This window comes from Salinicola rhizosphaerae (assembly GCF_014652715.1).
Lineage (GTDB): Bacteria > Pseudomonadota > Gammaproteobacteria > Pseudomonadales > Halomonadaceae > Salinicola > Salinicola rhizosphaerae.
Map to the genome: position 1 here is coordinate 375,916 of NZ_BMZI01000001.1, position 21,560 is coordinate 397,475.

Here is a 21,560-nt window from a genome sequence, read left to right on the forward strand (position 1 = left end):
GCCGGGCTCGCTGCCAATGCTCGGCGCCTTCGTGCCGGCTGTAGCGAACTCGGTCGTGCAGGCGGCTGCGCTGACCCTGCCAGAATTCGAAGGCGTGCGGCACCAGCCGATAGCCTCCCCAGTGTGGCGGTCGCTCTACCGACTTGTCCGCATAGACCTGCTCGAAGCGGGCCAGCCGTTCCTTGAGCCAGTCTCGATCGGGAATTTCCACGCTCTGCTGCGATACCCACGCTGCCAGCTGGCTCTTGCGCGGCCGCGATGCGAAATAGTCATCGGACTGGGCAGTCGACACCTTTTCGATGACGCCCTCGATCCGGATCTGACGCTGCAGCGTCGGCCACCAGAAGACCAGTGCCGCTTTGGGCACATGCGCCAGCTCGTTGCCTTTCTGACTCTGATAATTGGTGTAGAAAAGCGGGCCCCCATCGAGGATACCCTTGAGCAGCACGATGCGGGCATGCGGACTGCCGGCGCTGTCGACGGTCGCCAGAGTCATCGCGTTGGCATCGAGACCTTCGTGTTCCACTGCCTGATCAAGCCAGTGTTCGAAAAGTGGAAGCGGCAATTCCGGGGTGTTCTCCGGCGCCAGGGCGTCGCCTTCATAGTCGCGGCGCATGCCGGCGAGATCGCTCATCGGTGCTTCTCCCTATCAGTTCGCGGCGGGGTTTCGAGTTCGATTATCGGGCGCCATGCCGGTCGGGTCCATGCTCGTGCTCAACTCAGCGCCGCATGTAGACCAAAGACGAGGCCGCAGCAGAGCCAACCGACGATCGCGTAGGGCAGATTCCAGTGCAGCATGTCGCGAACGGCGATCTGATAACGCACGCAAATTGCCAGATTGCTGCCTGACAGCGGGCTGCTGCCCGTCCCGAGCGCCCAGCTCATCAGAAACAGCAGGCCCAGCAGCGTCGGGTCTGGATTGAGCGGGGCCACCAGTGGCGCCAGCGTGGCGATGCCGATGAGCGGGTGGATGCCGGTGAACGAGACGACGACGATCAGCCCGAGCGAAAACCACGCCTGCCAATGCCCGAAGTGATCGAGTGGCAGATCCAGCCCGTCGGGGAAGCTCGCGAGCAGCGCCGCCAACCCGCTGGAGATGACGCCGGCGCCGAGGAACAGTGCGAACTGAGGGGCGAGGCGCTGCAGCCCTTGGGTGAACTGGTGGTGCATGCGCTGACGGCGATTGTCCTTCGGCATCAGCAGGAACGAGAAAAGTGGCGACACCATGGCGATGATCAGCGGAATCGACAGATCGGGCCACGTCAGATGGAGACCGATGACCACGATGGCCAGCAGGCATGGCATCAGCAGAGCGCTCTTCTCGATGGGGTAGCCGACGAAGGGCTGCTTGAGTCGGGCGATATCCAGATAGTTCAAGCTCAGCAGCAGAATAGCGGCCAGGATGCCCCAGGGAACCAGGCCGACATAATTGAGGCCGGGTGCATAGGTCAGCGCGACCCCCATGGCGACGAAGAAGGGGGACCACGCAGCGGCAGCGGTGAAGCCGCGACCGACCAGCAGTGCTTGAGAGCGGGTCAATCTCCCCTCGTGCTGCATGCGCTCGCCGAACAGAAACACCACAGAGAGATTGATCGCAGCGCCAAAAAGATGGGCCCCCAGCATGGTGCCAAGCCGACTACCAATCTGATGGGTGTCTCCCTTCGCCTGGGGGGTCGCCATGGTCAGAAAGCTGACGCCGGCGAACATCATGACCAGCGACTGGTTGATGGTGAGCGCATGCAGCAGGGAATACGGGGTGCCCCGAACCAGAGCGGCAAGCCATAGCGCAACACCGCAGCCGAACAGCACGCCGGCCTGCCGACGGGACGTCCGCGGTAGTTGACGGAAGAGCCTCAGCGTGGCGAGCCAGGCGAGTACCGCCGCTGGCCAGATCGGCCAGTGAAACAGGCTGCAGATCACGCTGAGCGCCAGCATGGCGAGGATCAGAACGCTGGACGGCCTCATGAGCGGCGTTGAGGGCGCGGGCAGCGTTTGGCGCAGCGGGCCGAGGTGATGGCGAGCCCGACAGCCGCCGCGATCTCGAGCATGACAAGAATCGAGCCGCCGCCCTTGGAAACGATCAGAATACCCTGCAGGACGTAGAGCCCACCGACCAGTGCCAGCCAGATGTAGCCTCGGCGTCTCGCCAGCAGCAGTGTCGGCAAGAAGAGGATCAGTGGCAGCGCCCTGACCAGCAGCGCGGCAAGCTGTGCATGCTGTTGCAGATAGTGAGATACCCCGCTGACGATGAGAAGCACCAACAGCGCGAGGTAGGTGATCCAGACGGCGCGCTGCGCCGAACCCAGATCGGGAGTGGCGTCGGACGTCACGGACGGGCCTCCCGCATCTTGCGCAGCGCCAGCGAGAGTTCGCCGAGGCGTCGGCCCTGGGCAAAGGCCAAAGCGCGCTCGTCGTCATCGACGCCCCGGCTGGCATCGCCGCCCGCGAGATGACTGGCGCCATAGGGTGTGCCGCCGCTCTGCGTATGAATAAGGGCAGTCTCGCTATAGGGAATACCCGCGTAAACCATCCCGTGGTGCAGCAGCGGGATCAACATGGTGAGCAGCGTGCTCTCTTGACCGCCGTGAAGGCTGGCCGTCGACGTGAAAGCGGTGGCTGGCCGGTCGACCAGAACGCCGTTCATCCATAGCCCGCTGGTCGTATCGAGAAAATACTTGAGCGGTGCCGCCATGTTGCCGAAGCGAGTGGGGCTGCCAAGCGCGAGACCGGCGCTGTAGCGAAGATCATCTTCCTCGACGTAGATGGCACCCTCGTCGGGTATCGGCGGGGCGGTCGCTTCGCTCACCGGAGAGACTGCCGGTACCGTGCGCAGCCGAGCGCCGATGCCCGCCACGCTCTCGACGCCTTCGGCCAGCGCTTCCGCCAGCGTCCGCGTCGCACCGTGACGAGAGTAGTAGAGAACCAGTACATAGGGTGTTGCGTCGCTCATGAGGACTCCTCGATCATCAATCGCTCAAATCAACTGCAGGACAGCCTGGGGCGGTCGACCGATGACGGCATACTGCCCGTCATCGACGATCGGGCGCTGCAGCAGCCGGGGATGCTCCGCGATGGCGGCGATCATCTGCTCGCGATTCGGTTCCTCGATGCCGCGCTCTCGCCACTCCGGCTCCTCCTGGCGTAGCATCAGCTCGGCGTCATCGCCCAGGCGCCTTGCCAAAGAAGTGAGCTCGGAGGGCGAGAGGGGGACATCAAGATAGCGGTGTACATTGACATCGATACCGCGGGATTCGAGCAGAGCCAGCGCCTCGCGAGACTTCGAGCAGCGCGGGTTGTGATAGAGGGTCAACGTGGGCATGAGCGCAAGATTCTGGGAAGCGTATTGGCAAGAGAGTGGTCGATTGTAGCGATTGTCACACATGACACTCAATGACAGTCACAGACGCGCCTAGCGTTATACCGTTATCTATTATTTTTGATTTCATTCAGGTTCGATTCTTTGATAGACCCACGCAATACTCCCGTCAGCCAGCTTGACGCTCTCGCGACGATAACGAACGCCCAGGCGCTCATAGCGATCCAGCGCGCGTAGCGCTTCTGGCGAGACCGTCAGTACTTCGCCTGTCACCGACGCCTCATCTGACGGCAGGATATCCAGTGCCTGCTTGCGATAACCCGGTAACTCGGCATCCCGAACACCGCGTGGCGTTCCCATGATGATCCAGCGCAGCCAGTCGTAACGCAGCGTGCCGTAGACGAAGACGTCCTGCGCATCGACACGACTGTCGATTACCGGCCGCTGAGGCGGATGGTATCCAAAGGGGCTCATGAAGACATACCAGAAGCCGCCGGCGGCCAGCAGGCAGACGACGATCGGCACGCTCACCAGCCAGCGCAATCCTTTCATGCTTTTCCTCACGCTCCCTTCCTCGAACCGTTCACATCCTTGGCTCCCTGCAAACTCTCGGCTCCGTGCAAACTCTCCGCGCCATGCGCAAAGGGATCCGTGCACTCGCCAAGCCGCCGCCTACGGTAGCCTATCAATGGCGTTCGATGCCATTGCGGCGAAAGGCAAACGTCGTGCTAGCATCAATAGGCGATGTGTCAGTGACATTGAGGAGGAACGCCATCATGAGTCAAACAGCCAACGACCAGCAGGCATTCCGGCAGGCACTGGGCAACGACGTTCGTCCCTTGACCAAGGGCAACGGCAAGGCGTCGCTGGGACAGCGGCGTTCGGCACCGTCGGAGGCGCAGCTCGCGCGTCGCCAGAGTGCCGCGACCGGGACGGAGGACGAGCGCGATTTTCTCTCTGACGAATTCGTCGATCTGGTCGGTGCGCACGATCCTATCGAGTTTCGTCGCGACGGCATCCAGATCGGCGTGCTCGAAAGGCTTCGTCATGGCGGCTACGCGGCGGAGGGTCGTCTGCACATCATGCGCATGCCGATCATCGACTGTCGCCGCGAGGTATTCCGATTTCTGCGGGATGCGTTCGAACATGATCTGCGCAGCCTGTTGATCGTCCATGGTCGCTCGAGTACGGACGAGGGCAAGGCGAACGTCGTTCGTTCCTACCTTCATCACTGGCTTCAGCAGTTCGAACAGGTTCAGGCGTTCAGCTCCGCGCCACCGCAGCAGGGCGGGCTGGGCGCGACGTTGGTGATGCTCAGGAAATCGGAACGGGCGAGGGCACAGAATCGGGAGCAGCAGCAAAAGCGTCGCGGCTGATCCGGCGTTTTCATCTCTCGACGAAAAAACTTCGGTGGCGGAGAGCCTCGGTCACTAAAAAGCCTTGGTGAGAAAGAAGCCCTGATGACAAAAAAGCCCCGATCATGGATCGGGGCTTTTTTGTCAGTGCCGATGTCTCAGCTGGCCTGACGCTCGCGCAGGCGCCGGGCGAACAGCGGCTCATGACTATCGACCGCCGGCTGGTAGCTGACGCTGAAGGTGTTCAGCGCCTTCAGCGCGGGCTCGAGCTCCTGATCTTCACGGAGTGCCAGAGCATCGAAACCGCAGCGCGTCAGGTAGTAAAGCTGATCGATCAGCACATCCCCGATCGCGCGGATCTCACCGGCGAAGCCGTGACGTTCGCGCAGCAGACGCGCCAGTGTGTAACCTCGACCGTCGGTGAACGCCGGGAAGTCGATAGCCACCAGCGGGGCGCGCTGGAGTTGCGCCACGAGTTCAGCGGTCAGTTCGGTGTCGCTTGGCAGCCACGGTGCGACCTCCTCGATGTCCGGATGGGCCTGCCAGACGGCCAGCGGAACGATCGCAGGGCGCTGCGCCGGGAGATCCTCGTCACTACGCGACAGTACCCAGGTGTCGCTCACGTGCCGGCCGAGCTTGATCAGCGCACGGGTCGTGCTGACGGCTTCCTCGTTTGTCGGGGCGTTCAGAACGTCAGACTCAGGCATAGACCCGCTCCTTGAATGGCTGATGGCCGATCCGGCGATAGGTATCGAGGAAACGCTCGTCGTCGTGGCGCTTTTCGACGTAAACCTTGAGAACCTTGTCGATGACGTCCGGAACGTCCTCGCGATAGAAGGAGGGGCCGAGGATCTTGCCCAGCGAGACGTCGTCGTCCGCATTGCCACCGAGCGAGATCTGATAGTACTCCTCGCCCTTCTTGTCGACGCCGAGAATGCCGATGTTACCCACGTGGTGATGGCCACAGGCGTTCATGCAGCCCGAGATGTTCAGGTCGATCGGGCCGAGATCGTAGAGAAAATCGAGATCCTCGAACCGCTCCTGGATCGCCTGGGCAATCGGGATCGACACGGCGTTGGCGAGCGAGCAGAAGTCGCCGCCCGGGCAGCAGATGATGTCATTGAGCGTACCGACGGTCGGGTTGGCCATGCCGAGGGCGTCGAGCTGTTGCCAGAGCGCTTCGATCTCGTCAACCGGTACATCGGAAAGCACCAGATTCTGCTCATGCGTGACGCGCAGCTCACCGAAGCCGAAGGTTTCGGCAAGATCGGCAACGGCATCCATCTGATCGGCGGTGATGTCTCCCGGTGCCGCTTCGCGTCGCTTCAGCGAGAGCGTCACTGCCTTGTAGCCGGCTACCTTGTGATCCATGACGTTATTGGTCACGAAACGCGCGAAGGCCCGGTTTTCCTGACGCAGCTTCTCGTAGGCGACGATCGCGGATTCCTCGACCGGACGACGCGGCGGCTCGGGGAAGTGCGTTCTGGCTTCATCGACAGCGCCGTCGTTGAGCGTCTGCGGACCATCCTTGAGATGCGCCCACTCCGCCTCGACGCGTCGTGCGAACTCCTCGACGCCGAGCGCCTTGACCAGAATCTTGATACGCGCCTTGAACTTGTTGTCGCGGCGGCCGAACTGGTTGTAGACGCGCACGATCGCTTCTAGGTAGGTCAGCAGGTGCTGCCAGGGGAGGTCTTCTCGGACCACTTCGCCGATCATCGGCGTTCGCCCCATGCCGCCCCCGGCCAGCACGCGGAAGCGAAGATCGCCAGCGTCGTTCAGCCACAGCCGCAAACCGATGTCGTGGACATGGATGGCCGCTCGATCTTCTGTCGCGCCGGTTACGGCAATCTTGAACTTGCGCGGCAGGTAAGCGAATTCCGGATGCAGCGTTGACCACTGTCGGATCAGCTCGCACCAGGGGCGCGGGTCGACGACCTCGTCTGTGGCGATACCGGCGAACTGGTCACTGGTGGTGTTGCGAATGCAATTGCCGCTGGTCTGGATCGCATGCATCTGCACCTTGGCCAGATCGGCCAGAATGTCCGGAACGTCTTCCTGCGCTGGCCAGTTCAACTGCAGGTTCTGACGCGTCGTGAAGTGTCCGTAGCCGCGGTCGTAGCGTCGGGTAATCGTGGCCAGTGCGCGTAGCTGGTCGCTGCTGAGCATGCCGTAGGGAATGGCGATACGCAGCATCGGCGCGTGGCGCTGGATGTAGAGGCCATTCTGTAGACGGACGGGGCGAAACTCCTCTTCACCCAACTTGCCGGCCAGATAGCGATCCATCTGGTCACGGAACTGCGCGACGCGCTCGTCGACGAGCGTCTGGTCGTAGGAGTCGTAGCGATACATCGGGCCTGATCCTGCTAGTCATGGATTGCCAATGAGTGCACCTTACCGCGTGCGCTTTATTCTCCAAAAGAATAAATGCTCATATTTTGTTTATTGACTGTTATATGGTGTCCACCGGTCACCGTCATCCGCTGTCAGGAGGCGAGGGCGGTGGAGGTCTTCTCGTCATCAGGGTCATAGGAGAGCACGGGGGCGAGCCAGCGCTCCATTTCCGACAGCGGCATCGCCTTGCGCTCGGCAAGCGCCTTCACCTGGTCTCGATCGATCTTGCCAGTGGAAAAATATCGGGACGCTGGATGGGCAAAATACCAGCCCGAGACGGCGGCTGCCGGCCACATCGCGAAGCTGTCTGTCAGGCTGATGCCGGTATTGGCTTCTGCATCCAGCAGCCGGAATAGCGTCGATTTCTCGGTGTGATCCGGGCAGGCAGGGTAGCCCGGTGCCGGCCGGATTCCTTGATACTTTTCCGCGATCAGCGCGTCGTTGTCGAGTGTCTCGTCAGGTACGTAGCCCCAGAACTCCTTGCGCACGCGTTCGTGGAGCCTTTCGGCGAACGCTTCCGCCAGTCGGTCGGCCAGCGCCTGCACGAGGATGGCGTTGTAATCGTCGCCAGCGGCCTCGTAACGCTTGGCGAGCTCGTCTGCGCCGTGCCCGGTCGTGACGGCGAAACCGCCGATCCAGTCGGCTTTCTGCGTCGATTTCGGGGCAATGAAGTCGGCCAGGCTATAGCAGATGCCATCGCGCCCTTTGGTGCTCTGTTGACGAATGTGATGAAGCCGTTCCGCAACCTGCTGCCGGTCGTTGTCGGCATAGACTTCGATGATATCGTCATCGATGGTGTTCGCGCGCCAGAAGCCGATGACGCCGCGGGCCTGAATGTGCTTCTCATCGATCAGCCGGCGCAGCATGGCCTGGGCGTCGCGAAAGAGATTGCGTGCCGCTTCACCGACCACCTCGTCCTCGAGAATGCGGGGGTATTTACCCGCCAGCTGCCAGGTCATGAAAAACGGGGTCCAGTCGATACGCTCGACCAGTTCGTTCAAGTCGTAGTCGTCGAACACCGTCAGTCCCGGATGCAGCGGCGCTACCGGGTCGGCCTCGCGCCAGTCCGCCTTGAATCGACGCTCGCGAGCAGCGGCGTAGGTCAGGTCGGCGGCCTTGGGGCGTCGTTTGGCATTGCGCTCGCGCACCTGATCGTACTCGCGCTGGATATCGGCAAAGTAGTCGGCCTTGGCCGTCGGCGAGAGTAGACGGCTGGCGACTCCGACCGCACGGGAGGCGTCCGCGACGTAGATGACCGGCTGTTCGTACTGCGGTGCGATCTTGACGGCGGTATGCGCCTTGGAGGTGGTGGCGCCACCAATCAGCAGCGGCAGCTCGAAGCCCTGACGCGTCATCTCCTTGGCCACATGGACCATCTCGTCCAGCGAGGGCGTGATCAAACCCGAGAGGCCGATGATATCGGCGTTTTCATCTCTGGCGGTTTTCAGGATCTTCTCGGCCGGGACCATCACCCCGAGGTCGATGACTTCGTAGTTGTTGCACTGAAGTACGACGCCGACGATGTTCTTGCCGATATCGTGCACGTCACCCTTGACCGTCGCCATCACGATCTTGCCCTTGGATTGGGCTTCGCCGGATTTTTCCGCTTCGATGTAGGGGATCAGATAGGCCACGGCCTGTTTCATGACGCGAGCGGACTTGACCACCTGTGGCAGAAACATCTTGCCGGCGCCAAACAGGTCGCCGACGACGTTCATGCCATCCATCAGCGGCCCTTCGATCACCTCGATCGGGCGCTCGGCGGCGGCGCGAGCGAGCTCCGTATCCTCCTCGATGTAGGCCGTGATGCCCTTGACCAGGGCGTGCTCGATACGCTTGTTGACGTCCCAGTTGCGCCACTCGAGATCCTCTTTCTTCTGAGTCGAGCCACCGTCGCCACGATACTGTTCGGCGATCTCCAGCAGCCGTTCGGTACCGTCGTCGCGGCGGTTGAGCACCACATCCTCGACCGCCTCACGCAGTTCGCTCGGCAGATCATCGTAGACCGCCAACTGACCCGCGTTGACGATACCCATCGACATGCCGGCCTTGACCGCGTGATAGAGAAAGACCGAGTGAATCGCCTCGCGCACCGTGTTGTTGCCGCGAAACGAGAACGACACGTTGGAGACTCCGCCCGAAATCATGGCGTGGGGCAGGTTGTCGTGAATCCACCGCGTCGCCTCGATGAAATCGACGGCGTAGTTGTTGTGCTCCTCGATGCCGGTGGCGATGGCGAAGATATTGGGATCGAAGATGATGTCCTCGGCCGGGAAACCGATCTCGTCCACCAGCAGTCGATAGGCTCGGCTGCAGATCTCGGTCTTGCGCGCGAAGGTGTCTGCCTGTCCCTGCTCGTCGAAGGCCATGACCACGATGGCGGCGCCGTGACGACGACACTCGGTGGCCTGGTGGCGAAACGAGGCTTCGCCTTCCTTGAGCGAGATGGAGTTGACGATCGCCTTGCCCTGGATGCACTTGAGACCGGCTTCGATGATCTCCCATTTGGAGGAGTCGACCATGATCGGCACGCGAGCGATGTCCGGTTCGCCAGCGATCAGGTTGAGGAAGCGCACCATCGCGTCCTGCGACTCCAGCATGCCCTCGTCCATGTTGATGTCGATCACCTGAGCGCCATTCTCGACCTGCTCCAGTGCCACCTCCAGCGCGGTGGTGTAATCCTCTTCCTGGATCAGTCGCTTGAAGCGTGCGGACCCGGTCACGTTGGTGCGCTCGCCGACGTTGACGAAGAGCGATTGCCGTTCGATGTTGAACGGCTCCAGGCCCGAGAGGCGGCAGGCGGCGGGGCGCTCGGGGATCCGACGGGGCGTGACACCATCGACGGCAGCCTTGAGCGCCGCGATGTGCTCCGGCGTGGTGCCGCAGCAGCCGCCGATAATGTTGATCAATCCGCTCTCGGCGAATTCGCGCACGATCGCCGCCATCTCCTCGGCGCTCTGGTCGTATTCACCGAACTCGTTGGGCAGGCCGGCATTGGGATGGGCGGAGACGAAGGTGTCCGCCTTGTCGGAGAGCTCGGCCAGGTAAGGGCGAAGCTCCTCGGCGCCGAGGGCGCAGTTCAGTCCGACCGACAGCGGTCGAGCATGGCGGACCGCATTCCAGAACGCCTCTGTCGTCTGACCGGAGAGCGTGCGCCCGGAAGCATCCGTGATGGTGCCGGAGATCATGACCGGCAGGCGCTCGCCGCGAGATTCGAACAGCGCCTCCAGCGCGTAGATCGCTGCCTTCGCGTTGAGCGTATCGAAAATGGTCTCGATCAGGATCAGATCGACGCCGCCTTCGATCAATGCGCTGGCCGCTTCGGTGTAGTTGTCACGTAGCTGGTCGAAGGTCACGTTGCGACGCGAGGGGTCATTGACGTCCGGTGAGAGCGAAGCCGTGCGCGAGGTCGGCCCGAGCACGCCGGCTACATATCTTGGCACGCCGGTCTCCGCCGCGACCGCATCACAGGTTTCGCGGGCCAGCCGCGCAGCTTCACGATTGATCTCGCCGACCAGCGACTCCATGGCATAGTCGGACTGAGAGAGCTGCGTCGCGTTGAAGGTGTTGGTTTCGACGATATCCGCGCCGGCTTTCAGATAGGCGCGATGAATCGTGGTGACGACGTCCGGGCGGGTCAACGTCAGGAGGTCGTTGTTGCCCTTGAGTTCGCTCGGCCAGTCGGAGAAGCGCTCGCCGCGGAAATCCGCCTCGTCCAGTCGGTAAGCCTGCAGCATGGTGCCCATGCCGCCATCCAGAATGGCGATACGCTCGCGCAGTGTCGCGGAAAGTGATTGGACCGCAGGCGATGAAGTCGATGGAGAAGAGGCCGACATGCAGGGCTCCGACAAGCTCGAGGTGATCGGGAGGCGCCGGCTCACGCTGGCGCGCAGGGGGCATATGATAGCAGAAAGGCCATTCTGGCGAGACCCGGCCCTGATAAGGGTTAGTTCGTATCGGCGGGTTCCTGACTAAATCACTCGGGATTGTTTTGGCGCCACGTTTTTTCTACCATAACCTTACATCTCAAGCAGAGTTTCCGGTACATGAGCGAATCGATTCAGATCACCGAGAGCGGGCAGGCGTATCTGGCAGAGCTACTGTCGAAGCAGAACGTCGATGATATCGCCGTACGCGTCTTCATCACGCAGCCTGGCACGCCCTACGCAGAAACCTGTCTGGCGTATTGCCGGCCCGGTGAAGAAGAGCCGAGTGACGAGAAGCTCGTACTCGACAAGTTCAACGTCTTCCTCGACAAGAACAGCGTGCCATTTCTGGAAGAAGCGGTGGTGGACTTCAACGCTGACCGCATGGGTGGCCAGCTGACCATCAAGGCTCCCAACGCCAAGATGCCCAAGGTCAATGCAGACAGCCCGCTGGAAGACCGCGTCAACTATATTCTCTACAGCGAGATCAATCCGGGGCTTGCTGCCCACGGTGGGGAGATAAAGCTGATCCAGCTGACCGAGGAGCAGGTGGCGGTATTACAGTTCGGCGGTGGCTGTCAGGGTTGTGCCGCGGTCGATCTGACGTTGAAGGAAGGCGTGGAGCGGACGCTGATGGAGCGAATTCCTGAGCTCGCCGGCATCCGCGACGTCACCGACCACACCGACACGACAAACGCCTACTATTGATTCGGTGCGTCTTTGCCTGATCTTTGAAGTGCTGGTTTCACGAAAGCGTCTGCGGACGCTTTCGTCGTATTTGGTAGTCTGTTTTCTTACGCATGGCAGCCAGGGTGGTAAGCCGGCGTGGCTTCAGTGCCGAGGATTGTCGGCAGATACAAGATGCAAGAGAGGGTCGGCGGCGACATCATTGCCCGTTGCTGACGAGTGGGCGCCAGATGGGGCGGGAGTCAACGGAGGAGTGGCATGTTCGCACAGCGTCGATCGCGCGTTATCGCGTGGCTTCTCCTGATGGGCTGCTGGTCGCCGCGGTTGATCGCGGCCGAGAACATCACGATCGGAACTGGGGGCGCCTCGGGTGTCTACCTGCCTGAAGGTCAGGCGATCTGCGAACTCTACCGGGAGGCAACTGGGAAGGCGTGTGAAGCCAGGCTGACGGGCGGCTCGATCTACAACGCAAACGGAGTGAGGACCGGGGAACTCGACTTCGGGATCGTGCAATCCGACATTCAGTACGCGGCGCTTCGCGGTGAGGGCGCGTTCTATGATAACGGCCCGAGCCCGGAGCTGCGTTCGGTCTTTTCGCTTCACTCGGAGGCTTTCACCGTCGTGGCCAGGCCGCCGAACATTCGCCGTTTCGACGATCTCGCCGGGCGCCGCGTCAATGTCGGCAACCCGGGGTCCGGACATCGCGCAACCTTGAACGCACTGCTGGCAGCCAAGGGTGAAACCGAGAGCCTGTTCTCCATCGCCAGCGAGCTCAAACCAGCGGACATGACGCGCGTCCTTTGCGACGGACGGCTGGATGCATTCTTTTACGTCGTTGGTCATCCATCCCCGGCCATCGAGGAGGCGACGCGTCGCTGCGGTGCCCACCTGGTCGACGTTGACGGGTCCGCCGTCAGTCGCCTCCTCGAACGCGCGCCTTACTACATCAGGACCGTCATTCCCGGCGGAATGTACGCAAACAGTCCCGAAGACACGCGGACGTTCGGCGTCAAGGCGACGTTGATGACGCGCGCGGATGTCGATGAAGACAGCGTTTACGAACTGACCAAGGCGGTCTTCGAACATCTGGACAGGTTTCGACAGGCGCATCCGTCGCTTGCCCGTCTGGATGCCACGAGCATGACCAGAGACGGCTTGACGGCGCCACTACATGCCGGCGCGCTGCGTTTTTATCGAGCCGAAGATCATCAGCGCGGGGGTGGCCCGCCTGACTGAACGCTGCCGGCTCTCGCGGCGGCTAGCCGTGTTGCAGAATTCGCGAGAGCTGACTTGCCAAGGGTGATCGACTAGCTGGCAGTAGGTGGCAATGCGGCGCGCGACAGGCGTTCATGCAGTTCACGGTTGGCCCCACGTAGATTCTTCAACTCGCTCTCCATCCGCTGCTTTTCAAGCTGAACGGCGCGCAGTCGATCGTCGGCGACGCGCTTTTCGCTCTCCAGCTGCTCCATGTGTACCTTGTCCGCGCGCTGCGTCTCCTGCAGCTGGCCGTACTGTCGGCGCTGTTCCGAGAGATCCAGCTGCAGCCTCTCGGCGCGCTGATCGAGCGAAGTCATTCGCTGCTCATACTGCTTCTCGAGTTTCAGGCGTTCCTGACGAGCATCGTCGAGAAGCGTCATCAGTCTGGCCTCCGCCGACTCGTGTCGCTTCTCCTCCTGGGCGAGCTTGGTCTGATGAGACTGGTGCTGCTTTGCCATGGCCTCGCGATGATTCTTTTCCGCCTGCTCGAGGCTCTGCTGGTGACGCTGGCACGTCTGCTCCAGCTGGCTGACCCGTTTCTGCTGTTGAGCCTGGGCGGCATTGAGGGCCTGGAGTTCTGCCTGCTGATGCGCGGCTTCGGTGGTTTTCGCCTCGAGACGCTCCTGTACGCGAAGCATGTGTTCGTTCAGCGCAGCGAGACGCTGCTGGGCGTCCTCGCACTCGCGCTGAGCTCGATGGCTTGCCTCGTCGGATTCCCGAATCTGGTCGTCGGCTTCCTGGCGGTAGACCGCCAGTTTCTCGTATGCCGCCTGCTGAGCCTTGTCCCAGATCTCGGCCACCCAGGCCTCCAGGGAGTCCGGGCGTTCCAGGTTGCGCGGGATGGCCTGAACGGAATCGCCATTCTGTCGCAGCCGCCATTCGCGGAGATGGTCACTGATCGTGGTGTAACTGCCGGTGCCGAGGCACTCTCGAACCTTCTGTACGCTGACCGCATCGCCACGCTGCTGTAACGTGTCGATCGCGCGGCAGACGTCATCGTAACGGATACCCGTGCGAGCCATGTGCTTGTCCCTTGCGTCGATCATGTAGGCGAGAGCTTCTTCGGCCCTCGTCGCCGACAGCATAGGCTATTTACGTAACCCGTATACGTAAAAAATGCGGATCACGGTAAAGATGATGATAAAAAGCCTTCGCTGGGGATCGAAGGCGACAACCTTTATAATGATGCGCTCGTCAACAGGAGCCATCATGAGCACCGATCAAGCCCAAGCCGAGCTGCTGGAAGAGTTTTCCATGTTCGATAACTGGATGGATCGCTATCAGTACATCATCGACATGGGGCGCCAGCTCCCGGACTATCCGGAGGCCGACAAGCGCGCGGAATTCAAGATTCAGGGCTGTCAGTCCAATGTCTGGCTGAAATCGACCGAGGCAGAAGGGCGGCTGCATTTTCAGGCGACGTCCGATGCGGCCATCGTCAGCGGTCTCATCGCGATATTACTGCGCGTCTACGATGCTCGTGAGCCGCATGAGATCACGGCCAGCCAGCCTGACTTTCTTGCCGAGCTCGGCCTCGACAAGCATCTGTCGCCAACGCGCAGCAACGGCCTGCATGCGATGATCGAACGAATCTACGCGATTGCCGGTGAGGCCCAATCATCGCATTCGGTCCATTGAAGCCGCGGATTTTCGATCAACCGCAGGGCTTCACGCACGCTTGGCGAAATGGGCCGCGCGCCGAGCATTCACCCGTCTTTGTGTTGATGGCATCGGCAAGTATGTTGCCGAGAGGTCTCCGGCACCGGGTCCACGCCACCCGGGTGCAGCGGGTGGCATTTCAGAATACGCTTCAGCGTCAGCCAGCCGCCGCGCCAGGGCCCATGTAATCGAATGGCCTCCAGTGCGTAGCTGGAGCAGGTCGGCCAGAAACGGCAGCGCGGGCCGAGCAGGGGGCTGATGCCGTAGCGGTAACACTGGATCAGTGCGGTAAAAAGCCAGGTTGCCATTTTCGATAGCATGGCTGGCCGCCTCAGTTTTTACCGTAGAGGGTATCGGGCGATATCAGCGGCGCCTGATCGACTTCGGCGGTGTTCTCGGAGAGCTTGACGTAGAAGCAGCTACGCCGGCCGGTATGACACGCGGGACCCGACTGATCGACTTTGAGTAGGAGCGTGTCGCCGTCACAATCAAAGCGCGCTTCCACAAGATGCTGCTGTTGACCCGATGTCTCTCCCTTGCGCCAGAACGCCTGACGCGAGCGGGACCAATAGCACACCCGATGCGTGGAGAGGGTCTCTTTCAGCGCGGCGCGATTCATCCACGCCATCATCAAGACTTCGCCGCTGTCATGCTGCTGCGCGATCGCCGGGATCAGGCCATCGGCATTCCATTTTGCCGCGCCAAGCAGGGCGTCAAGCGAGGTTTGCGATCCTGTAGCGGCGCTTTCCAGGGATTTGAACGAATCAGACATGTGGCCACTCCGGTCTGTCTGCTCGAGAGTCACGCGCTCGCACGGCAATCGTCGCAGATGCCGAGTAGTTCGATCGTCTGGCGTTGAATGGTAAACCCGCGCGCCTTGGCGGTACTGGTGAGCATGTCGCCCACGGCATCCTGGTGAAGTTCCTCGACACGGCCACACTGCCGACAGATCAACAGTTGAAAGCGGTGAACGTGATCGGGACAAGGACAGGCGATATAAGCATTGAGCGACTCGATGCGATGAACGAGGCCTTGCTCGATCAGGAAGTCCAGTGCCCGGTAGACCGTGGGTGGTCTGGCCGACGCGTGCTCGTTGGAGAGCCGGTCCAGCAGATCGTAGGCTTTCAGGCCGCCAGGCGTGCTGGAGATCATCTCGAGTACGCGCCGGCGAATCGGTGTGAAACGCACGCCGCGTTCCTGGCACTGTTGATCGGCCTGTTGTAGCAGGGCATTCGAGTCGAGCATCGACATTCCCGAGATAAGGACGGTGAGCGCCATAGTCTACGCGTTCGATCATGGCTGAGCCACCGACGAGCCGACGCGCGGGGCCTGCGTCGCACAGCAAGATAGCGGTAAACCGCAGGCAGCCCTCGGAAGCTTCCGTGAAACGGACCTCAGTGTGTCCGGATGCATAGCCTATTTAACATAATATATATTATACGAAGCAAACCTTGGTTAAGGCTTGCCGGCTGTGTGGCCCGCGCGTCACGTTCTGGATGGCTGCCGAGGTTGCCAAAGACTCCCATCGTCAGCGTCCATGTGGCTGGCGCCGCGATCGCGCGACCACGACCGGTCCATATGGTTCCTTTCCGGCACTTACCGTATCCCGCTGACAGCTCCCTTGGCGGGAACCGCCGTGCACGAGAGTGATGGCTCGCCCGAGCTGGCGCCGAAAGCGCTATCGTCTATCTTCAAGGTCAGTTGGTAGCCATCCAGTGGCGCCCGGGCCGCCTGCGGCGGGCATTGCATCCAGTCTGGCCATCACGGCGTACGCGCCAATCGGTGATTGACGCAAGTCTGACGACCTGGCGATGACGTGATTCAGGTAGTGGATATAGTGCGACAATACGCCGACTGCGACAAATCGCCACACTGAAGCCGAGTTTGTTGTCGACATCCTGCTCAGTAGCGTTTTTTTCGGTACAATGCCGTCCGCGAAATCCCTACTTCGTTGACAATGATCGATGCAGCGTTGCCGCGGCTATGCGTCGTCAAGGTTGTCAGCCCGGGTCAGCAGCATCGAAGCGCGCTGCTGTTCACTGTTGCAGGGCCGAAAAGCTTTCCTTCACTGGGGTCGTGAGATGAGAAAAAGGAACTCCCTCAAATATTTGAGTGCGATGACGTGGCTGACCGCACCGCTCTTGCTGAGCGGCTGCGGTTCCGCCCTGATGGACCCAACCGGCGAAGTCGGTCAGGGTCTGAAATCATTGATCATCACGGCCTTTGGGCTGATGTTGATCGTGGTCATTCCGGTAATCGTGATGACCATCTTGTTTGCGTGGAAATACCGCAGCACGAATCTCGCTGCCAAGTACACGCCGAACTGGGAACACTCGAATATCATCGAGGTTTTCGTCTGGGCTATCCCGGCGGTCATCATCCTGTTCCTTGCCATTCTGACGTGGCAGACCTCGCACGAATACGACCCCCATAAGCCGATTGCCAGTGCCGATGAAACCATGACCATCGACGCGATTTCGCTCGACTGGAAGTGGCTCTTCGTCTATCCGGAGCAAGGCATCGCGACGATCAACGAGCTCGCCCTTCCCGTCGACACGCCGGTCCATTTTCGCGTCACGTCGGGCACCGTCATGAATTCATTCATGATTCCCACGCTCGGCAGCCAGATCTACGCGATGGCCGGCATGGCGAACGACGTCTATCTGGAAGGCAGCGAGACAGGTACTTTCCGCGGGCGCTCGACGCATTACAGCGGCGCTGGTTTCTCGGAAATGCTTTTCGACACTCACGTGACATCCGAGCAGGATTTCCAGACGTGGGTCGACAAGGTCAAGCAGTCACCTGACACGATGATGTTCCCGCAGGATTACGATCAGGTCGCCAAGCCGTCGATCGCTGCGCCGATCCAGTATTTCTCTCAGGTGTCGCCCAATTTCTACGAAGATCTGATCCAGAGCTATAAGGCTGGTCACGGTGGCCCAAGCCATGGCGAGCACAATGAAGCACAGGAGCCTTCCATGCCCATGAGTGCGCAGGCAGCGGAGTAACGTCATGTTCGGAAAACTCAGCTTAGATTCGATTCCCTATCATGAGCCGATCATCATGGTCACCGCGGCGGCAATCGCCATAATCGGTGCCACGGTATTCGGACTCATCACCTACTATCGCAAGTGGGGTTACCTCTGGACCGAATGGGTCACGTCCATCGATCACAAGAAGATCGGTGTGATGTATTTCCTGGTCGCTCTGGTCATGCTGGTGCGAGGTTTTGCCGATGCCATCATGATGCGTACACAGCAGGCCATCGCGGCTGGTGGCGCTGAGGGCTATCTACCGCCCCATCACTATGATCAGATCTTCACCGCTCATGGCGTGATCATGATCTTCTTCGTCGCCATGCCGATGGTGATCGGGTTGATGAACCTGGTCGTGCCGCTGCAGATCGGCGCCCGTGACGTTGCCTTCCCGTTCATGAACAACCTGAGCTTCTGGCTGTTCGCGGCGGGCATGATTCTCGTCAACATGTCGCTGGTCATCGGCGAGTTCGCCAAGACCGGCTGGCTGGCCTACGCGCCACTATCGGAGCTGAAATACAGTCCCGATGTCGGCGTGGATTACTGGATATGGGCGTTACAGTTATCCGGGATCGGGACCACCCTGACCGGGATCAACTTCTTCGTCACGATCCTCAAGATGCGCACCAAGGGCATGACGCTCTTCCGCATGCCGATCTTTACGTGGACGGCGCTCTGCACCAACGTGCTGATCATCCTGTCGTTCCCGATCCTGACGGCCACCATCGTTCTGCTGACGCTCGATCGCTATCTGGGCATGCACTTCTTCACCAATGACATGGGCGGCAGCCAGATGATGTACGTCAACCTCATCTGGGCATGGGGTCACCCCGAGGTGTACATCCTGATTCTGCCGGCGTTCGGTGTCTTCTCCGAAGTCATCGCGACGTTCACGAAAAAGCGTCTGTTCGGCTACAAGACGATGGTCTGGGCGACGGCGGCAATCACCGTGCTCTCGTTCATCGTCTGGCTGCACCACTTCTTCACCATGGGCGCCGGCGCCAACGTCAACGCCTTCTTCGGCATCATGACGATGATCATTGCCGTGCCGACCGGCGTGAAGATCTTCAACTGGCTGTTCACGATGTATCGCGGTCGCCTCGAATTCACGGCGCCGGTGCTCTGGACCATCGGCTTCATCATCACCTTCACCCTGGGTGGCATGACAGGCGTGATGCTGGCCGTGCCGGGCGCGAACTTCGTGCTCCACAACAGCCTCTTCGTCATCGCCCACTTCCACAACGTCATCATCGGCGGCGTGGTGTTCGGGATGATGGCAGGCTTCACCTACTGGTTCCCGAAAGCCTTCGGTTTCACGCTGAGCGAGAAATGGGGCAAGCGTTCCTTCTGGTGCTGGCTGATCGGTTTCTACCTCGCCTTCATGCCGCTCTACGCACTGAGCTTCTTCGGTGCCATGCGTCGCATGCAGTCCTACGAGCAGACCTCTTGGCAGCCGCTGATGATCGTTGCCTGGGTTGGCGCCGTGGTTATCGCCATGGGCATCGCGTGTATCGTGATCCAGCTGATCGTCAGTATTCGTGACCGTGAGAAAAACCGCGATCTGACCGGCGATCCGTGGGACGGCCGCACCCTCGAGTGGGCGACCTCCTCTCCGCCCCCGAACTACAACTTCGCCTATCTGCCGGCCGTCGACTCCATCGATAGCTACTGGGAGATGAAGCAGCAGCCGGGTGGCTTCAAGCGTGAGCTGGCGACGTCGTTCGAGGACATCCACATGCCCAAGAACACTGCGGAAGGTCCGATCATGTCGCTGTTCGGCCTGTTCTTCGGGTTCGCGCTGATCTGGCACATCTGGTGGCTGGTCGGTCTGGGGGCGCTCGGCATGTTCGTCACCTTCATGTACCGAATCTTCAACGAAGACACGGACTATCACGTCAGCGCTGCAGAGGTCGAAAAGACCGAGCGTGAATATCACAAACGGTTGGAGATGCAGGCTTAATCATGGCAACCGATACACTCAGCAACCACGACGCTCATGCCCACGACGGGCATGAGCATCACGATCCGGGCGCGATGAAGGTTTTCGGGTTCTGGATCTACCTGATGAGCGACCTGGTGATCTTCGGCACCCTGTTCGCTACCTTCGGTGTTCTGTCCCAGGCAACGGCGGGCGGTCCGACCTCGCAGGAAATCTTCGAGCTGCCTTTCGTGCTGGTCGAGACGTTCCTGCTGCTGGTGAGCAGCTTCACCTTCGGCCTGGCCGTACTGGCGCAGAATGCCGGTGATCGCGGTGCCGTGCTCAAATGGCTGGCCGTGACCTTCCTGCTCGGTTTCGGCTTCGTGGCGATGGAGATCTACGAATTCCATCACCTGATCGTCGAAGGCTACGGCCCCGATCGCAGTGCCTTCCTGTCGGCTTTCTTCACGCTGGTCGGCACGCATGGTCTGCACGTGTCCGTCGGACTGCTGTGGATTGCGATCATGTTCTTCCAGATCTCCAAACGTGGACTGGATAGCGTGACCAAGCCGCGCATGCTGTGCCTGAGTTTGTTCTGGCACTTCCTGGACATCGTCTGGATCTGCGTATTCTCCTTCGTCTATCTGTTCGGAGCCCTGTGACATGAGCGATATCCATACCTCGCACGACGGCGCCAGTCACGGCAGCTACAAGTCCTACATCACCGGCCTGATCATCTCGATCGTGCTGACGCTGATCGCTTTCGGCGTTGTCATGGTCGGTGACTTCAGCATGCCGGTCATGATGGTGACGATCGTGATCACTGCCATCATCCAAGTTCTAGTGCAGCTAGTGCTGTTCATGCACCTGAACTTCAAGTCCGAAGGTGGGTGGAACGTGATTTCGTTCGTGTTCACTGCCGGCATTCTCGTGCTGATCATCGGTGGTTCTCTATGGATTCTGCACAATATCCACGTCAATATGATGCTGGGTTAAACCGGCCGATGGCGCTCAAGCCCTATCTGCTGCTGGCCAAGCCAGGGATCATTTTCGGTAATCTCATCACAGTCATCGGCGGCTATTTTCTGGCCGCCGGTGGCCATTTTGATCTGATCCTGTTCCTGGCTGCGGTGCTGGGTACCTCGCTGGTCGTCGCGTCGGGATGCGTTTTCAATAACGTCATCGATCGCGATATCGATAGCCATATGGCGCGGACGCAGTCCCGCGCCATGGTGACCGGCCAGATATCCATTCCGGTGGCACTGCTGCAGGCAACACTGCTGGGCGCAGCCGGGTTCTCGCTGCTGGCGTGGCAAACAACGGCGCTGGCGACAGCGTTCGCGGCTTTCGGCTTCGCCATCTACGTGGGAGCCTATAGCCTTTACCTCAAGCGAAATTCGGTTTACAGCACGCTGATCGGCAGCCTTTCCGGCGCATCGCCACCGGTCATCGGCTACTGCGCCGTCACCGGCACGTTCGATCTAGGCGCCCTGCTACTGCTGGTCATCTTCAGCATGTGGCAGATGCCGCACTCCTACGCGATCGCCATCTTTCGGTTCAACGACTATGCGTCGGCATCGATTCCGGTGTTACCGGTCAAACGCGGTGTCGATGTCGCCAAGCGCCACATCGTCTATTACACGGTGCTGTTCGTGATCGCTTCGGTCATGTTGACGCTGGCTGGCTACACGGGCTGGATCTACGCCATCGTCGCTATCGGTGTCGGTCTGTACTGGCTCGCAATTGCGCTGCGCGGATACCGTGCCGGAGACGATGCAGCTTGGGCCCGGAAGGTATTCGGCATCTCGATCATGGTCGTCACGGCACTCAGCGTGATGATGTCCATCGATAGTCGACTGCCAATGACCGAGCCCCTGCTTTCGCTCACCATGGGTTAGGTATTTGCTGGATACTCGGCACTAGTCCCAGCGGAATTTTAGTCCCTGCAGAATCATGGCCCTTGGGAAATCGGGGTTCATCCATGCAAAAGCCCATCGACTCCAGGAGTCGATG

General features: G+C 60.6%; 22 protein-coding genes. 9 read left to right on the top strand and 13 right to left on the bottom strand.

From position 1 onward, the window contains the following. The 6 genes from pdxH to IE125_RS01650 form a co-directional block, all read right to left on the bottom strand. Nucleotides 1-634: pyridoxamine 5'-phosphate oxidase (gene pdxH, locus IE125_RS01625; protein WP_189442837.1), on the bottom strand; the 634-nt coding region annotated here is incomplete at its 3' end. Between the two features lie 80 nt (nucleotides 635-714). Next, nucleotides 715-1,965: a hypothetical protein gene (locus tag IE125_RS01630; RefSeq protein WP_229808867.1), complete on the bottom strand. Its 1,251-nt coding sequence runs from the start codon at nucleotides 1,963-1,965 to the stop codon at nucleotides 715-717. After that, nucleotides 1,962-2,330, bottom strand: a complete 369-nt coding sequence (locus IE125_RS01635; protein ID WP_189442838.1) for a DUF2069 domain-containing protein — start codon at nucleotides 2,328-2,330, stop codon at nucleotides 1,962-1,964. The genes IE125_RS01630 and IE125_RS01635 overlap by 4 nt, the downstream gene beginning before the upstream one ends. Continuing rightward, nucleotides 2,327-2,950 carry an NAD(P)H:quinone oxidoreductase gene (wrbA, locus tag IE125_RS01640; RefSeq protein WP_189442839.1) on the bottom strand — a complete coding sequence of 208 codons (624 nt, stop codon included), beginning with the start codon at nucleotides 2,948-2,950 and terminating at the stop codon, nucleotides 2,327-2,329. The genes IE125_RS01635 and wrbA overlap by 4 nt, the downstream gene beginning before the upstream one ends. Nucleotides 2,951-2,974: 24 nt before the next feature. Further along, entirely contained in the window at nucleotides 2,975-3,319 is a 345-nt protein-coding gene (gene arsC / locus IE125_RS01645; RefSeq protein ID WP_189442840.1) for an arsenate reductase (glutaredoxin), read from the bottom strand. Nucleotides 3,320-3,442: 123 nt separating this feature from the next. Continuing rightward, on the bottom strand, nucleotides 3,443-3,868 hold the full coding sequence (locus tag IE125_RS01650) for a gamma-glutamylcyclotransferase family protein (RefSeq protein ID WP_189442841.1): 426 nt from the start codon (nucleotides 3,866-3,868) through the stop codon (nucleotides 3,443-3,445). Between the two features lie 224 nt (nucleotides 3,869-4,092). Between IE125_RS01650 and smrA the strand changes: the two genes are divergently transcribed. After that, nucleotides 4,093-4,692, top strand: a complete 600-nt coding sequence (gene smrA / locus IE125_RS01655) for a DNA endonuclease SmrA (protein WP_189442842.1) — start codon at nucleotides 4,093-4,095, stop codon at nucleotides 4,690-4,692. A gap of 137 nt (nucleotides 4,693-4,829) precedes the next feature. On the opposite strand, the gene IE125_RS01660 is transcribed toward smrA, so the two are convergent. From IE125_RS01660 to metH, 3 genes are all read right to left on the bottom strand, one after another. Then, entirely contained in the window at nucleotides 4,830-5,378 is a 549-nt protein-coding gene (locus tag IE125_RS01660) for a DUF934 domain-containing protein (protein ID WP_189442843.1), read from the bottom strand. After that, nucleotides 5,371-7,023: a nitrite/sulfite reductase gene (locus IE125_RS01665; RefSeq protein WP_189442844.1), complete on the bottom strand. Its 1,653-nt coding sequence runs from the start codon at nucleotides 7,021-7,023 to the stop codon at nucleotides 5,371-5,373. Before IE125_RS01665 ends, IE125_RS01660 begins: the two co-directional genes overlap by 8 nt. A 134-nt stretch (nucleotides 7,024-7,157) precedes the next feature. After that, a complete protein-coding gene (gene metH, locus IE125_RS01670; protein ID WP_189442845.1) occupies nucleotides 7,158-10,901 on the bottom strand; it encodes a methionine synthase in 3,744 nt (1,247 codons plus the stop codon). A 210-nt stretch (nucleotides 10,902-11,111) separates the two neighbouring features. On the opposite strand from metH, the gene nfuA reads away from it, so the two are divergent. Both nfuA and IE125_RS01680 read left to right on the top strand, forming a co-directional pair. Next, nucleotides 11,112-11,699: a Fe-S biogenesis protein NfuA gene (gene nfuA, locus IE125_RS01675; RefSeq protein ID WP_189442846.1), complete on the top strand. Its 588-nt coding sequence runs from the start codon at nucleotides 11,112-11,114 to the stop codon at nucleotides 11,697-11,699. A gap of 237 nt (nucleotides 11,700-11,936) precedes the next feature. Next, nucleotides 11,937-12,914: a TAXI family TRAP transporter solute-binding subunit gene (locus IE125_RS01680; RefSeq protein WP_189442847.1), complete on the top strand. Its 978-nt coding sequence runs from the start codon at nucleotides 11,937-11,939 to the stop codon at nucleotides 12,912-12,914. A gap of 71 nt (nucleotides 12,915-12,985) precedes the next feature. Here IE125_RS01680 and IE125_RS01685 read toward each other — a convergent pair whose 3' ends face one another. Then, nucleotides 12,986-13,957: a DNA-binding protein gene (locus IE125_RS01685; protein ID WP_189442848.1), complete on the bottom strand. Its 972-nt coding sequence runs from the start codon at nucleotides 13,955-13,957 to the stop codon at nucleotides 12,986-12,988. 187 nt (nucleotides 13,958-14,144) lie between these two features. Here IE125_RS01685 and IE125_RS01690 point away from each other — a divergent pair, with 187 nt between their 5' ends. Beyond that, the gene (locus IE125_RS01690; protein ID WP_189442849.1) at nucleotides 14,145-14,573 is read left to right on the top strand and encodes a SufE family protein; all 429 of its coding nucleotides are present in this window, start codon (nucleotides 14,145-14,147) and stop codon (nucleotides 14,571-14,573) included. Between the two features lie 68 nt (nucleotides 14,574-14,641). On the opposite strand, the gene yidD is transcribed toward IE125_RS01690, so the two are convergent. Genes yidD through IE125_RS01705 form a run of 3 tightly spaced genes read right to left on the bottom strand, consistent with a single transcriptional unit; the run spans nucleotide 14,642 to nucleotide 15,839 of the window. Then, complete coding sequence (gene yidD / locus IE125_RS01695) at nucleotides 14,642-14,914, bottom strand: membrane protein insertion efficiency factor YidD (RefSeq protein WP_229808868.1); 273 nt, start codon at nucleotides 14,912-14,914, stop codon at nucleotides 14,642-14,644. 11 nt (nucleotides 14,915-14,925) lie between these two features. Then, the gene (gene hisI, locus IE125_RS01700) at nucleotides 14,926-15,366 is read right to left on the bottom strand and encodes a phosphoribosyl-AMP cyclohydrolase (protein ID WP_189442850.1); all 441 of its coding nucleotides are present in this window, start codon (nucleotides 15,364-15,366) and stop codon (nucleotides 14,926-14,928) included. A 29-nt stretch (nucleotides 15,367-15,395) separates the two neighbouring features. Then, nucleotides 15,396-15,839, bottom strand: coding sequence for a Fur family transcriptional regulator (locus IE125_RS01705; protein WP_189442851.1), 444 nt, complete (start codon nucleotides 15,837-15,839; stop codon nucleotides 15,396-15,398). 719 nt (nucleotides 15,840-16,558) lie between these two features. On the opposite strand from IE125_RS01705, the gene cyoA reads away from it, so the two are divergent. The 5 genes from cyoA to cyoE are packed head-to-tail and all read left to right on the top strand — an operon-like array spanning nucleotide 16,559 to nucleotide 21,445. Next, nucleotides 16,559-17,602: a ubiquinol oxidase subunit II gene (gene cyoA / locus IE125_RS01710; RefSeq protein ID WP_308430106.1), complete on the top strand. Its 1,044-nt coding sequence runs from the start codon at nucleotides 16,559-16,561 to the stop codon at nucleotides 17,600-17,602. 4 nt (nucleotides 17,603-17,606) lie between these two features. Further along, nucleotides 17,607-19,589, top strand: a complete 1,983-nt coding sequence (cyoB, locus tag IE125_RS01715) for a cytochrome o ubiquinol oxidase subunit I (RefSeq protein ID WP_189442852.1) — start codon at nucleotides 17,607-17,609, stop codon at nucleotides 19,587-19,589. A 2-nt stretch (nucleotides 19,590-19,591) separates the two neighbouring features. Beyond that, nucleotides 19,592-20,209: a cytochrome o ubiquinol oxidase subunit III gene (cyoC, locus tag IE125_RS01720; RefSeq protein WP_189442853.1), complete on the top strand. Its 618-nt coding sequence runs from the start codon at nucleotides 19,592-19,594 to the stop codon at nucleotides 20,207-20,209. A 1-nt stretch (nucleotide 20,210) separates the two neighbouring features. Continuing rightward, nucleotides 20,211-20,543, top strand: coding sequence for a cytochrome o ubiquinol oxidase subunit IV (gene cyoD / locus IE125_RS01725; protein ID WP_189442854.1), 333 nt, complete (start codon nucleotides 20,211-20,213; stop codon nucleotides 20,541-20,543). An 8-nt stretch (nucleotides 20,544-20,551) separates the two neighbouring features. After that, nucleotides 20,552-21,445 carry a heme o synthase gene (cyoE, locus tag IE125_RS01730; protein WP_189442855.1) on the top strand — a complete coding sequence of 298 codons (894 nt, stop codon included), beginning with the start codon at nucleotides 20,552-20,554 and terminating at the stop codon, nucleotides 21,443-21,445. Nucleotides 21,446-21,560 lie beyond the last annotated feature (115 nt).

Bases quoted from the DNA above. Each gene is read 5' to 3' on its own strand.
- IE125_RS01630 (WP_229808867.1), bottom strand. From the start codon at position 1,965: ATGAGGCCGTCCAGCGTTCTGATCCTCGCCATGCTGGCGCTCAGCGTG.
- wrbA (WP_189442839.1), bottom strand. From the start codon at position 2,950: ATGAGCGACGCAACACCCTATGTACTGGTTCTCTACTACTCTCGTCAC.
- arsC (WP_189442840.1), bottom strand. From the start codon at position 3,319: ATGCCCACGTTGACCCTCTATCACAACCCGCGCTGCTCGAAGTCTCGC.
- IE125_RS01650 (WP_189442841.1), bottom strand. From the start codon at position 3,868: ATGAAAGGATTGCGCTGGCTGGTGAGCGTGCCGATCGTCGTCTGCCTG.
- smrA (WP_189442842.1), top strand. From the start codon at position 4,093: ATGAGTCAAACAGCCAACGACCAGCAGGCATTCCGGCAGGCACTGGGC.
- IE125_RS01660 (WP_189442843.1), bottom strand. From the start codon at position 5,378: ATGCCTGAGTCTGACGTTCTGAACGCCCCGACAAACGAGGAAGCCGTC.
- IE125_RS01665 (WP_189442844.1), bottom strand. From the start codon at position 7,023: ATGTATCGCTACGACTCCTACGACCAGACGCTCGTCGACGAGCGCGTC.
- metH (WP_189442845.1), bottom strand. From the start codon at position 10,901: ATGTCGGCCTCTTCTCCATCGACTTCATCGCCTGCGGTCCAATCACTT.
- nfuA (WP_189442846.1), top strand. From the start codon at position 11,112: ATGAGCGAATCGATTCAGATCACCGAGAGCGGGCAGGCGTATCTGGCA.
- IE125_RS01680 (WP_189442847.1), top strand. From the start codon at position 11,937: ATGTTCGCACAGCGTCGATCGCGCGTTATCGCGTGGCTTCTCCTGATG.
- IE125_RS01685 (WP_189442848.1), bottom strand. From the start codon at position 13,957: ATGGCTCGCACGGGTATCCGTTACGATGACGTCTGCCGCGCGATCGAC.
- IE125_RS01690 (WP_189442849.1), top strand. From the start codon at position 14,145: ATGAGCACCGATCAAGCCCAAGCCGAGCTGCTGGAAGAGTTTTCCATG.
- yidD (WP_229808868.1), bottom strand. From the start codon at position 14,914: ATGCTATCGAAAATGGCAACCTGGCTTTTTACCGCACTGATCCAGTGT.
- hisI (WP_189442850.1), bottom strand. From the start codon at position 15,366: ATGTCTGATTCGTTCAAATCCCTGGAAAGCGCCGCTACAGGATCGCAA.
- IE125_RS01705 (WP_189442851.1), bottom strand. From the start codon at position 15,839: ATGCTCGACTCGAATGCCCTGCTACAACAGGCCGATCAACAGTGCCAG.
- cyoA (WP_308430106.1), top strand. From the start codon at position 16,559: ATGCAGCGTTGCCGCGGCTATGCGTCGTCAAGGTTGTCAGCCCGGGTC.
- cyoB (WP_189442852.1), top strand. From the start codon at position 17,607: ATGTTCGGAAAACTCAGCTTAGATTCGATTCCCTATCATGAGCCGATC.
- cyoC (WP_189442853.1), top strand. From the start codon at position 19,592: ATGGCAACCGATACACTCAGCAACCACGACGCTCATGCCCACGACGGG.
- cyoD (WP_189442854.1), top strand. From the start codon at position 20,211: ATGAGCGATATCCATACCTCGCACGACGGCGCCAGTCACGGCAGCTAC.
- cyoE (WP_189442855.1), top strand. From the start codon at position 20,552: ATGGCGCTCAAGCCCTATCTGCTGCTGGCCAAGCCAGGGATCATTTTC.